The organism is Streptomyces sp. NPDC008313 (assembly GCF_042956125.1).
GTDB lineage: Bacteria > Actinomycetota > Actinomycetes > Streptomycetales > Streptomycetaceae > Streptomyces.
The window spans coordinates 87,684-99,371 of record NZ_JBIBFR010000028.1 but is presented as its reverse complement, the minus strand read 5'-3'; the positions used below and the strand labels follow the sequence as shown (position 1 = coordinate 99,371).

Here is an 11,688-nt window from a genome sequence, read left to right as displayed (position 1 = left end):
AGGACCCTCGACAAGTCCCATCGTTGCAGGTCAGGAGCACTCTCCGCTTATTTGATCAAGCCTCGGACACCCCATCTCGTGAAAGCGCGAGGTTAGTAACTTCGATGTTAGTGACATGAGTGGATGTTGCTAGCTCTGACCACTGCGCGACGGTGTCCGCGCCGGTGGGGTGCCCGGTCAGCCCGTCCGGCCCAGCCCGGCCGCCTCGGGCCAGCCCGTCGCCGGGGTGGGGGAGAGGCCCTGGGCCGGGGCGGTCATCCCGCGGACCTGGGCCGCGGTGAGGCCACCCCGGGCCGGTACCCCCGGCGGGGTCGGACCGTACGCCGCGGCAGGGGTCGTGACGGCAGCCGGCGTGGGCGCCGGGATGGGCGTCGCGGGTGGAAAGGCGGAGGGCGCGGGGGCGGCGGGCGCGGGGAAGGCGGCTGGGGCAGCGGGCGTCGGCCACGCGGACGCCACCGCCGGGGCCGGGGCGGCGGCCGGGAGGGGCACGCCGGTGCCGACGCCGGTGCGGCCGACGCCGGTGACGACGGCGGCCGCGATCACCTCGGTGGCGGGGCCCGGCCCGATCGCCTGGGGCGTGGCGTACGGCGCCGCGCCCACCGCCTGGGCTACGGCGGGCCGCGGCGGCGCGGCCAGGCGCGCGCCCGCTCCGCCGGTCTGGCTCATCAGCCGGTCGACGGCCGCGGTGCCCGAGCTGTAGTAGCCGTTCCCCGCGCCCGGCGCGGGCACGACGGCCTCCCTTCCGGCCCCGGCCCCGTAAAGCACCGACTGCATGCCGGACACCAGGCGGCGCACGTCGGACCGGGGGCGCACCACGAGTCTCAGGAAGCGGCTGGACGAGCCGATCTTGTCGCCGCACTCGCGGACCAGGATCCGGTGCTCGGTGAGCAGCCGGTCCCGCACCACGGTGCCCTCGGCGCCGACGGGGAGGCGGACGAAGAGGAAGTTGCCCTGCGAGGGGTAGACGGTGAGCCCGGGCAGCGCGGACAGTTCGCGGGCCATGTCGAGCCGGTCCCGGCGGACCATGTGCAGGCTCTCCAGGTACTCGGGACCGTGCTCCCGGAGCATGAACACCACGTGCTCCGCGAAGGAGTTGAGGTTCCACTTGGGCAGCATGGAGCGGACCTTGCCCGCCAGCGCCGGGTTGGCGACGAGGTAGCCGAAGCGGATGCCGTGCAGCCCGAAGTTCTTGCCGAGGCTGCGCAGCACGATGACGTTGGGGCGCATCACCGCCTCCTCGACGACGCTCGGCTCGGACTCGGCGTCGGCGAACTCCAGGAACGACTCGTCGACGACGATCAGGTCCAGGTCGGCCATCGCGTCCATGAACTGGACGACGGACTGACGGGGCAGGAAGCCGCCGTCGGGGTTGTTCGGGTTGCACAGGACGGCGACACGGGTGCCGCGCGCCCGGATGAACTCGGCGTACCGGGCCAGGTCGAGCGCGAAGCCGTTCGACTCCTGGAGCGGGAACATGTCGACCCGCTTGCCGGTCTCCATCGGCTGGTCGGTCCAGCGGCCGAAGGTGGGGACGGGGACGGCGAGGGACTCGCGGACCAGCAGATGGTCGATCCAGGTGATCAGCTCGGTCGAGCCGTTGCCCATGGCCACGCACTGCGGCGGGAGCCGTAGCAGCCCGCACAACTCGGCGGTGATGGTGTCGGCGCTGCTCGGGTAGTACGTGATGATCTCCCGCAGCCGTCCCGCCAGGTCGTCGAACATGGCGGGCGTGGGGAAGTACGGGTTGCAGGGGATGCAGAAGTCCACCGGACCGATTCCGTCGCCCTCGCGCGTCAGCGCGGCCATCGAGGGGCTGTGCGCCGCCGTGCCGCGGAACAGCGAGGTGACGTTGTCGGGCAAGGGAACCTCCGTGTCGCGGACGGGCCCGCCGCCGGGGCGGGGCGCACGGGCCCGTCGACTGGGGTGGCCCGTGCGGGGGAGCACGGGCCACCCCCTCATACGGACACGGGGGTGGCGCCGTTCAACAGGTGTGAAGGTTCCGTGTGCCGGGGTATGCGCGGGCGTGTGGGACGCCTGGTCCCGACGCGCGCGGACGCTGGATTCCGCCGGCGTGCGCGCGACGCCGGATCTCGACGGCGCGCGCGGACGCGTCAGACGCCGAACGAGTGGACCGTCGTCGTCCGGTAGGTCTGCCCCGGGCGCAGCACCGTCGACGGGAACGACGGCTGGTTGGGGGAGTCCGGGAAGTGCTGGGTCTCCAGGCACAGTCCGTCACCCTGGCGGTAGGTGCGCCCGGAGGTGCCCACCAGGGTGCCGTCGAGGAAGTTTCCCGAGTAGAACTGCACGCCGGGCTGGTCGGTGGCGATCTTCAGGGTGCGGCCGGAGGAGGGGTCGCGCAGGGTCGCGAAGTGCACGGGATCCGCCGTCACGCCCTTGTCGAGGACCCAGTTGTGGTCGAAGCCCTTGGCGGTCACCAGCTGGGGGTGACCGGTCCGGATGTCCCGGCCGACCGGCTTGGCCCGGCGGAAGTCGAAGGGGGTGCCCGTGACCTTCGCCAGCTCGCCGGTGGGGATCAGACCCGAGTCGGTGGGGGTGTACCGGCTCGCGGCCAGGGTGAGCTCGTGATCGTAGATGCCGCCCGCGCCCTCACCGGCGAGGTTGTAGTACGTGTGGTTGGTGAGGTTGACGACGGTCGCCCTGTCGGTGGTGGCGCGGTAGTCGATGCGCCAGTCGCCGTTCCGGGTGAGCGTGTACGTCACGCGGGTGCGCAGCGTGCCCGGGTAGCCCATCTCGCCGTCGACGCTGGTGTAGTACAGGTGCAGGCCGACCTCGGAGTCCGACGTGAAGCCCTCGACGTCCCACACCCGCGTGTTGAAGCCCTTGGCGCCGCCGTGCAGGCTGTTGTCGCCGTCGTTGACGGAGAGCTGGTAGGAGGTGCCGTCGAGGGTGAAGCGGCCGTTCGCGATGCGGTTGCCGTAGCGGCCGATGGTGGCGCCGAAGAACGTGGTGCCGGCGACGTACGCGTCCAGGTTGTCGTAGCCCAGCGAGACGTTGGCGTACCGGCCGCGCCGGTCCGGGATCTCCAGGGACTGGACGATGCCGCCGTACGACAGCACCTTCAGCCGGGTCCCGCCGTTCTCCAGCGACCAGCGGTACACCTTCGTGCCGTCGGCGAGCCTGCCGAACAGCTCCTTGACGGGCTTGCGGCCGGACCCCGAACCGGATCCGGACGCGTGCGCCGTGCCCATGCCGGCGGCGGTGACTCCCGCCGCGGCGGCCGCCGCGATGACCGTGCGTCTGCTCGTTTCCATGTGCGCTCCCGAAATGGAGAGGGCCCCGCCGTCCGGCGGGGCCCGATGGGTTCTACGAACCGACCTTGCGCTTGTTCCACACGTCGAAGCCGACCGCGGCCAGCAGGACGAGGCCCTTGATGACCCCCTGCCAGTCGGTACCGACACCGACGAGGTTCATGCCGTTGTTGAGCACGCCGAGGACCAGACCGCCGATGATGGCGCCGAGGATGGTGCCGACGCCGCCGCTCATCGACGCGCCGCCGATGAACGACGCCGCGATGGCCTCGAGTTCGAAGTTCACGCCGGCCTTCGGCGATGCTCCGTTGAACCGCGCGGCGAAGACCAGGCCCGCCAGCGCGGCCATCATCCCCATGTTGAGGAAGACGAGGAAGGTGACCTTCTTGTCCCGGACGCCGGACAGCCGGGCCGCGGGGAGGTTGCCGCCGATCGCGTACACGTGACGGCCGACGACCACGTTGCGCATGACGTAGCCGAAGCCGACCAGGAGCGCGGCCAGGACCAGCAGGACGACCGGGGCACCCTTGTAGCTGCCGAGCTCCATGGTGAGCGCGATGATCGCCGCGGTGAGCAGCGCCAGCTTCACCGCGAACAGCTTGGCGGGCAGCACGTCGAGGGAGTACTCGGCCTGCCGCCTGCGGTCCTTGACCTCACGCCAGATCACGAAGGCGACCAGGGCGAGGCCGAGCAGCAGTGTGAGGTTGTGGTAGTTCGTGTTCGGGCCGACCTCGGGCAGGAAGCCGTTGGCGACCTTCTGCAGGCCCTTCGGGAAGGGGCCCAGCGTGCGGCCCTTGAGGAAGACCTCGGTCAGACCGCGGAAGATCAGCATGCCGGCGAGCGTCACGATGAACGACGGCATCCCCAGGTACGCGATCAGGAAGCCCTGGGCGGCCCCCGCGGCGGCTCCCACGGCCAGGCACAGCACCACGGCGATCGGCCAGGGTATGTCGTGGTTGACCATCAGCACCGCGGCGACGCCGCCGATGAACGCGGTCATCGAGCCGACCGACAGGTCGATGTGGCCCGCGATGATGACGATCATCATGCCGATCGCGAGGATCAGGATGTAGCTGTTCTGCAGCACCAGGTTGGACACGTTGCGCGGCAGCAGCAGGTCGCCGCCGGTCCACACCGCGAACAGGGCGACGATCACCCCGAGGGCGAGCAGCATGCCGTACTGGCGCATGTTGCTGCGCATGCCGTCGACCAGCAGGGTGAGCAGGCCGGGGCCGGAGCCGGAGGGTCCGCCCCCGGGTGCTGTTTCGGCCGGGGTCTTGGCCGTGACGTTGGCGCTCATGGGTCCTACCTCTTGTCCTTGGTCATGTGCCGCATCAGCACTTCCTGCGTCGCCTCGGAACGCGGAACCTCACCGGTGAGCCGCCCGGCTGCCATGGTGTAGATGCGGTCGCACATGCCGAGCAGTTCGGGGAGTTCGGAGGAGATGAAGACGACCGCCTTGCCCTCGGCGGCCAGTTGGTCGATGACCGTGTAGATCTCGTACTTGGCACCCACGTCGATGCCGCGGGTCGGCTCGTCCAGGATCAGCACGTCGGGACCGGCGAAGATCCACTTGCTGAGGACGACCTTCTGCTGGTTGCCGCCGGACAGCCGGCCGACCGGCTCGAAGACGGTGGGCGCCTTGATGTTCATGGACTTGCGGAAGCGCTCGGCGACCTTGCGCTCCTCGTGCTCGTCGACGACGCCCCGCTTCGCGACCTTGTCCAGCGCGCTGAGCGAGATGTTGCGGCCGATGGTGTCCAGCAGGTTGAGCCCGTAGTGCTTGCGGTCCTCGGTGACGTACGCGATGCCGTGCGCGACCGCCTCCGGGACGGTCTTCGTACGGATCTCCTCGCCGTCCTTGAGGATCGTGCCGCCCGCGTGCCGGCCGTAGGTGCGCCCGAAGACGCTCATCGCCAGCTCGGTGCGGCCCGCGCCCATCAGGCCGGCGATCCCGACGATCTCTCCGCGCCGGACGGTCAGCGACACGTCGTCGACCACCTTGCGGTGCTGGTCGATGGGGTGGTGCACGGTCCAGTTGCGGATCTCCAGGGCGGGTGCGGCGCCCGCTTCGGCGTGGTGCGGGGTGCGCTCCGGGAAGCGGTGGTCGAGGTCGCGGCCCACCATGCCGTTGATGATGCGTTCCTCGGTGGTCTCCGCGGCCTTCACGTCGAGGGTCTCGATGCTCCGGCCGTCGCGGAGGATCGTCACGGAGTCGGCGACCCGTTCGATCTCGTTGAGTTTGTGGGAGATGATGATCGACGCGATGCCCTGGTCCTTGAGTTCCAGGATGAGATCGAGGAGTTTGCCGCTGTCCTCGTCGTTGAGGGCCGCCGTCGGCTCGTCGAGGATCAGCAGCCGCACCTCCTTCGACAGCGCCTTGGCGATCTCGACGAGCTGCTGCTTGCCCACGCCGATGTCGGCGACGCGGGTCTGCGGATGGTCCTCGAGACCGACCCGGCGCATCAGCCGGGTGGCGTGCTTCAGCGTCTCGTTCCAGCTGATGACGCCGCGGCTGGCGTGCTCGTTGCCGATGAAGATGTTCTCCGCGATGGAGAGGTACGGCACCAGCGCGAGCTCCTGGTGGATGATCACGATGCCGCGCCGCTCGCTCGCGCGGATGTCCTTGAACTCGCAGACCTCACCCTCGAAGAGGATGTCCCCCTCGTAACTCCCGTGCGGGTGGACGCCGGAGAGGACCTTCATGAGGGTCGACTTCCCGGCGCCGTTCTCCCCGCAGATGGCGTGGACCTCGCCCGGCCGGACGGTCAGCGTGACGTCCGACAGCGCCTTGACGCCGGGAAAGGTCTTGACGATCGAGCGCATTTCCAGGACGGGTCCCGCCATGGTCGTGCCTTCCAATCTCTGAGAGCCGCGGTTACTTGACGTCGCTCGCCTTGAGGTAACCGGAGTCGATGAGCTCCTTCTGGTAGTTGCTCTTGTCGACGCTCACCGGCTGCAGCAGGTAGGCCGGGACGACCTTGGCACCGTTGTCGTAGGTCTTGGTGTCGTTGATCTCGGGCTTCTTGTCCTTCAGCGCGGAGTCGACCATGTCGGTGGCGACCTCGGCGAGCTTGCGGATGTCCTTGTAGACGGTCTGCGTCTGCTCGTCCGCGATGATCGACTTCACCGAGGCGACCTCGGCGTCCTGGCCGGTGACGATCGGCAGCGGCTTCGACTTGGAGCCGTAGTCGTCGGACTTCAGCGCCGACAGGATGCCGATGGAGATGCCGTCGTACGGCGAGAGCACCGCGTCGACCCGCTCCTTGGAGTACGCGGAGGTCAGCAGGTCGTCCATGCGCTTCTGGGCGGTGCCGCCGTCCCAGCGCAGCGTGGTCACCTGGTTGAGCTTGGTCTGCCCGGACCGGACGACGAGCTGCTTCTTGTCGATGTACGGCTGCAGGACCTTCATCGCGCCGCCGAAGAAGTACTTCGTGTTGTTGTCGTCGTTGGAGCCGGCGAACAGCTCGATGTTGAACGGGCCCTTCTCGCTGCCGTCCTTCAGGCCGAGCTTGTCCAGGATGTACGTGCCCTGCAGCTCGCCGACCTTCTCGTTGTCGAACGAGGCGTAGTAGTCGACGTTCTTGGTGCCGAGGATCAGGCGGTCGTAGGAGATGACCGGGATGTCGGCGTCGGCGGCCTGCTGGAGCACGTTGTCCAGGGACTTGTTGTCGATGGCCGCGACGATCAGGGCCGAGACGCCCTGGGTGATCATGTTCTCGATCTGCGAGACCTGGGTGTCGGGGTCGTCCTCGCCGTAGACCAGCTTGGTCTTGTAACCGGCGGCCTTCAGGTCCTTCTCCACGTTGGCGCCGTCGGCGATCCAGCGCTCGGACGACTTGGTCGGCATCGCGATGCCGACGGTGGAGCCCTTGGGGTCCTTCTTGTCCTCCTTGCTGCCGCCCTCGCCGCTCTGTCCGCAGGCGGACAGGGTCAGGGCGAGGGAGGCGGCACAGGCTATGGCGGCGAGGGCGGCTCTGCGGTTGCTCATGATCATCTTCCTTGATGAGTGGGGCGCGGTTCGGTCTGCCGGTGCGAAGGTGCCCCGAAGGGCGGAGCGGGGAGAGACCGAGGCGAGTGTGTGGGATTCTGCGCGACTGTGTCGCCTTCTGTGAAGCCTTTTTCGGGAACGTTATGAGGCGGTGTCGAACCGGCGCAGCGAACCGGGCAGACGTGAGCCCAGAGGCGCCATCCCGCCGTCCGCGCCGTGCCGGGCCAGCAGGTCCAGGGCGAGCCGTCCGCGCCGCACCCGCTCCTTGGCCGTGTCCAGGGTCAGATCCCGCATGTGGTTGCCGTACGGGTAGATCCCGGGCGCCTTGGACAGGCCGAACTTCAGGTAGAGCGGCGCGCCGCGCCGGATCAGCTCGGCGACCTCGTACATCCGCACATATCCGCCCAGGTCGTCCGGGGCCTCGATGTACATGTCCATGGGGGCGGCCGAGACCCGGCGGATCTCCGTGAGGTGATCCAGCGTCAGGTCGCTGGGCACGTTGACGGAGTCGGCGCCCAGGCGCTCGTACACCGCGTACGAGGCCGGGTTGACCGGGCCGATCAGCGCCGAGACCTTCAGCGTGGTGTCCGCGGGGATGATCCCGGCGGTGCGGGCCCGGTGCAGCGTCCACAGCACGCCCTCGTCGGCGACGAGCAGGCACTTGACGCCGAGCTCCGTGGCCCGGACGGCGTCCTCGACGCAGCCGGCGACCGCGTCGTGGCCCCGGGCGCGCAGTCCGCCGCCGCGCGAGTCGGAGCGGGTGGAGCCGCCGATGTCCCAGGTGCCGCGCGGGCCCGTGAACAGGCACAGCTCGATGTCGCGTTCGGCGGTGGCCTCGGCCATCTCGGTGATCTCGGCGTCGGTCAGCATCCAGACGCCGCTGCCCTGGCTGATGCGGTGGATCGGAACGTCGAGCCGGGATGCCTCCTTGAGGACCACGGCGACGGCCTCGGGGCCCTCCACGGACGGGACTTCGGTGCGCCAGCTGCCGCCCCCGGGGAAGGTGTGCGGCGAGGCGTCGGCGGGGGAGGGGGCGGGCGCGCCCAGGCCGAGCGCGGCGAGCGCCTGCTCACCGGGTCGACGGGGCGCCGTGGGAGGAGCGTCGGTCACTGGCTGGTCCTTCGTGTTCGGTGGTGCGTGTTCGGTATGTCGGACGGGGTTCGTGTCGGTGGGTGTACGCCGGCGCGGGGCGTCAGGAGCCCGCACCGGCGTACCCGCGTGGGGCGCCTCAGGGGCGCAGCAGCACCTTTCCGACCTTCGGGTCGCCGGACCCCACCAGCTCGACGGCCTCGGAGAAGGCGGTGAGCGGCAGCTCGTGGGTGATCAGCGGCAGCGGGTTCAGCAGCCCGGCGGCGAAGACCCGTACGGTGTGCGCCCAGGCGGCGGGCGGAGCACCGAACACGGTGTGCACCTCCAGCTGGCGTACGACGAGATCGGTGGGGTCGAGCCCCTCGGCGCCCGGCGCCGGGATCCCGGTGAGGACGAGGCGCCCGCCGCGCCTGAGCAGCGCGGCGGCCGAGCGTGCGGCGGAGGCCGACCCGGCGGTCTCGATCACCACGTCGAAGCCGCCGGGGAGTTCCTGGTCCCGGGTGCGGAAGTCGGTGGCGCCGAAGTCGCGGGCCATCCGGTCGCGGTCCGGGCGGGTGCCCACGACCAGCAGCTCGGCCGGGGAGCCCGCCGCGAGGAACTGCACCGCGAACATCCCGAGCGTCCCGGTGCCGACCACGGCGACCCGCTCGCCCGGGCGGGCGTCCGCCTTGAGCGCCGCCGCCGCGACGCAGGCGGCCGGCTCCAGGAGGGCGGCGGCGCTCAGGTCCGCGTCGTCCGGCAGGACGTGCAGCAGTCGCGCCGGGAGGGTCAGCGTGTCCGCCATCGCCCCGGGCAGGGTGAACCCGGTCTCCTCGTACCCGGCGCTGCACAGCGTTGTCTCGCCCGCGTGGCAGCGGTCGCAGACCTGGCAGTTGCGGAAGCCCTCGCCGACGACCTTGCGGCCGACGAGCGCCCCGGGCACCCCGTCCCCGACCGCCTCGACGGTCCCGGACCACTCGTGGCCTGGGGTGAGCGGGTAGCGCACGTAGCCCTCGGGCCGGTTGCCCTGGAGGACCTCGCGGTCGCTGCCGCAGATGCCGGCCGCGTGCACCCGGACCAGGGCCTCGCCCGCACCGGGCGCCACCGGCTCGTGCGGGACGATCCGGTGCTCGCCCGGCCCGTCGACGACGACCGCGCCGCTCACTGCGTCCCCTTGGGCCGGCGCGTCTCCCAGCCGTCCGCCCACAGGTCGAAGCGGGCCTGCTGCTGCGGGAACTCGGCCGTCGCGTCCGTGTCCAGCTCGACGCCGAGGCCGGGCTCGTGCGAGAGCTCGAAGTAGCCGTCGACGACCTGCGGGGCGCCCTTCACGACCTTCTTGATCTCCGCGTCCGCGAAGTCGTTGAAGTGTTCGAGGATCTTGAAGTTAGGCGAGGTGAAGCCGACCTGGAGGCTCGCGGCGGTGAGCACCGGGCCGCCCACGTTGTGCGGGGCCACCAGCATGTAGTGGGTCTCGGCGGTCGCGGCGAGCTTGCGGGTCTCCCAGATGCCGCCGATGTGGCCGACGTCGGGCTGGATGATGTCCACGGCCTGGCTCTCGAAGAGCTCGCGGAACTCGATGCGGTCGTGGATGCGCTCACCCGTCGCCACCGGGATCTCCACCTTCGCGGCGACCTTCTCCAGCGCCTTCAGGTTCTCCGGCGGCACCGGCTCCTCCAGCCAGGCCGGCTTGAACGGCGCCAGGTCGCGGGCGAGCCGGACGGCGGTGGCGGGCGAGAACCGGCCGTGCATCTCCAGCATCAGCTCGGCGTCCGGCCCGATCGCGTCCCGCACGGCCTCGATCAGCGAGACCGCGTACAGGCTCTGCTCGTGGTCCAGCTCGAAGTGGCCGGTGCCGAAGGGGTCGATCTTGAGCGCCTTGTAGCCGCGCTCCATGACCCCCTGGGCGGCCTTGTGGTAGGCCTCCGGGGTGCGCTCGGTGGTGTACCAGCCGTTGGCGTACGCCTTCACCCTGTCGGTGACCTTGCCGCCGAGGAGCTGCCAGACCGGCACGCCCAGGGCCTTGCCCTTGATGTCCCAGCAGGCCATCTCGATCACCGCGATGCCGGACATGACGATCTCGCCGGCCCGGCCGTAGTCGCCGTACTTCATACGGCGGACGAGGTCCTCGACAGCGAACGGGTCGGAGCCGAGAACGTGGTTGGTCTCCGCCTCCCGCAGATAGCCGACGAGCGCGTCGGTGTGGCCCAGCATCCGGGTCTCGCCGACTCCCGTGAGTCCCTCGTCGGTGTGCACCTGGACGTACGTCAGGTTGCGCCACGGCGTCCCGACCACGTGCGTGCTGATTCCCGTGATGCGCACGGCAGTTGCCCCCTGTGCTCGTTGTTGCTGTTCGATATTTCGTCACACGTTCGAAATGCTGGCGTGACAGTAAGGACGGACACCCGAGGGTGTCAATGGGTCAAACGCGATGACGGGCGACGAATTTCTCCGGTATGCCGCGCTCGTCGCCCGCGCGATGCCGCCCGGCACCTCCGCACCGCTGCCGAACACCCGTTTCCCTACACAACATTCACAGCCGTGCCTATGAACGCCACCTGCGAGGAATCTAGTCTTCCGGCGTCATGGACTACTGCCACGCGTGCCGACGGCACCTCAACGGAGCCCTCGCCTGCGCGGGCTGCGGCACATCGGCCGAAGAGCTGCGCGCGTACGCGGACGAACCCGAGGCGCACCCCGAGGCCGGCCCGGCCGACGGCGAAGACGCGGGCCAGGACGGCGCCGGGGACGTGCGCCCCGGCCGGGCCGCGGCCCGGCGCGGTCGCGCCCGCGACGGCCGCCGCGCCTCCGCCCCCGGATCGAGCCGCCGGGACCGCAAGGCCGCCGCACACCGCCGCAGGCGGCGTACGGTCCTGCTCGCCGGCGCCGGACTGCTGCTCGCCGCGGGCGGGCTGAGCCTCGCCGAACTCGGCCTCGAAGCACCGGGAACCTCCCCGAAGGCGGCGTCCGCCGCCGACGCCTCCCCCGACGGCTCGGGCTCCGCCGAGGAGGTCGACGCGTCCTCCGGCGGCACCACGGGCGGCGGCGGCGCGGGCTCCGCCTCCGCCGGCGCCTCGCCGTCCCCCTCGCCCTCCGAGTCGGACAAGGACGAGAAGTCCGAGGACGCCGGCAAGGACGACGACGAGGACGGGAAGAAGGACAAGGAGGAGCAGTCGGCGTCCACCGGGCCGGCGCCCGGCACCTCCGCACCGCCCGCCACCACGGACTCCGGCACCCCCGCGCCGCCGCCCCCGGCCTCCGACACGCCCACCAAGGACCCGGAGCCGGACCCCACCCCCACGAAGCGGTGCGACCGCTTCCTGTGGTGGTGCACCTGAGGCGCCCACCGGGGTCACGGGACAG

The 11,688-nt window shown here is 70.6% G+C and carries 9 protein-coding genes; 1 reads left to right on the top strand and 8 read right to left on the bottom strand.

Annotated features, from left to right (window positions below):
* Positions 1-177 precede the first annotated feature (177 nt).
* The 8 genes from ACFY93_RS29930 to ACFY93_RS29895 all read right to left on the bottom strand — a co-directional run bounded on the left by ACFY93_RS29930 (position 178) and on the right by ACFY93_RS29895 (position 10,647).
* The gene (locus tag ACFY93_RS29930) at positions 178-1,860 is read right to left on the bottom strand and encodes an aminotransferase class I/II-fold pyridoxal phosphate-dependent enzyme (RefSeq protein ID WP_391364764.1); all 1,683 of its coding nucleotides are present in this window, start codon (positions 1,858-1,860) and stop codon (positions 178-180) included.
* A 251-nt stretch (positions 1,861-2,111) separates the two neighbouring features.
* Positions 2,112-3,272: a galactose-1-epimerase gene (locus tag ACFY93_RS29925; protein WP_391364763.1), complete on the bottom strand. Its 1,161-nt coding sequence runs from the start codon at positions 3,270-3,272 to the stop codon at positions 2,112-2,114.
* 52 nt (positions 3,273-3,324) lie between these two features.
* A complete protein-coding gene (gene mmsB, locus ACFY93_RS29920; RefSeq protein WP_391364761.1) occupies positions 3,325-4,569 on the bottom strand; it encodes a multiple monosaccharide ABC transporter permease in 1,245 nt (414 codons plus the stop codon).
* A 5-nt stretch (positions 4,570-4,574) separates the two neighbouring features.
* Entirely contained in the window at positions 4,575-6,116 is a 1,542-nt protein-coding gene (gene mmsA / locus ACFY93_RS29915) for a multiple monosaccharide ABC transporter ATP-binding protein (protein ID WP_391364759.1), read from the bottom strand.
* Positions 6,117-6,147: 31 nt separating this feature from the next.
* Positions 6,148-7,260 (bottom strand): multiple monosaccharide ABC transporter substrate-binding protein, encoded by a 1,113-nt coding sequence (chvE, locus tag ACFY93_RS29910; RefSeq protein ID WP_391364757.1) that lies wholly within the window; start codon positions 7,258-7,260, stop codon positions 6,148-6,150.
* A gap of 141 nt (positions 7,261-7,401) precedes the next feature.
* Positions 7,402-8,370, bottom strand: coding sequence for a hypothetical protein (locus ACFY93_RS29905; protein ID WP_391364755.1), 969 nt, complete (start codon positions 8,368-8,370; stop codon positions 7,402-7,404).
* 118 nt (positions 8,371-8,488) lie between these two features.
* Positions 8,489-9,493 (bottom strand): alcohol dehydrogenase catalytic domain-containing protein, encoded by a 1,005-nt coding sequence (locus ACFY93_RS29900; RefSeq protein ID WP_391364753.1) that lies wholly within the window; start codon positions 9,491-9,493, stop codon positions 8,489-8,491.
* Complete coding sequence (locus ACFY93_RS29895; protein ID WP_391364751.1) at positions 9,490-10,647, bottom strand: enolase C-terminal domain-like protein; 1,158 nt, start codon at positions 10,645-10,647, stop codon at positions 9,490-9,492. Before ACFY93_RS29895 ends, ACFY93_RS29900 begins: the two co-directional genes overlap by 4 nt.
* Before the next feature lie 263 nt (positions 10,648-10,910).
* On the opposite strand from ACFY93_RS29895, the gene ACFY93_RS29890 reads away from it, so the two are divergent.
* Positions 10,911-11,663, top strand: coding sequence for a hypothetical protein (locus tag ACFY93_RS29890; protein WP_391364749.1), 753 nt, complete (start codon positions 10,911-10,913; stop codon positions 11,661-11,663).
* The last annotated feature ends 25 nt before the right edge of the window (positions 11,664-11,688 follow it).